Origin of the sequence: Bradyrhizobium pachyrhizi (genome assembly GCF_001189245.1) — a bacterium.
Classification (GTDB): domain Bacteria; phylum Pseudomonadota; class Alphaproteobacteria; order Rhizobiales; family Xanthobacteraceae; genus Bradyrhizobium; species Bradyrhizobium pachyrhizi.
On record NZ_LFIQ01000100.1, the window covers coordinates 71426 to 72112 of the forward strand.

At 62.9% G+C, this 687-nt stretch carries 1 protein-coding gene; it reads right to left on the reverse strand.

The genetic code is table 11. The features are described 5' to 3' along the window. Positions 1-330: 330 nt before the first annotated feature. A partial coding sequence (locus tag AKL29_RS45555) for an NAD(P)-dependent oxidoreductase (protein ID WP_283809419.1) occupies positions 331-687 on the reverse strand: 357 nt, incomplete at its 5' end.

Sequence of the window (687 nt, forward strand, 5' to 3'; positions counted from 1 at the left end):
GTGCTTGTTGTGTTGCTGGTTCTGACCACCGCCCTGCGCGATGACGCAGGCCGGTGGCAATGGGTCCTGGATCGCGCTCGCTACGCTCGCTTGTCCAGGACGACGTCGTCATTGATTGCTTCGCAATCTGCGTAGGGCGAGTTAGCCACCCTACGGCCACTGTCGTCCCTAAGCAGGGACCCATAACCACAGGGACTTGTGTTAGGGCTCGCTGTGGACCCAGCGTTTGCGACAATGTGGAGCAGTAGTTATGGGTCTCGGCTCGCGCGGAGCCTGTCATCGGGCGGCGCTTCGCGCCGACCCGTTGGCTTGGCCGGGACGACGGTGAAATTACTCCTTCACGATCCTGCGGCAATGCTCCCACGCCGCGTGGATCAAATTCTCGCTCGCCTCGGGCGTGCGGAAGGCGGAGTGCGCCGACAGCGTCACGTTCGGGATCTTCGTCAACGGGTGATCCTTCGGCAGCGGCTCGATGTTGTAGACATCGAGGCCGGCGTGGCGGATGTGGCCCGAATTGAGCGCATCGATCATCGCCTGCTCGTCGACGATCGCGCCGCGCGCGGTGTTGATCAGCACCACGCCCTTTTTCATCTTCGCGATCTTGTCGCGCGTGATCAGGCCGCGGGTCTCGTCGTTCAGCAGCAGATGGATCGAGACCACGTCGCTGCTCGCCAGCACGGTGTCGAG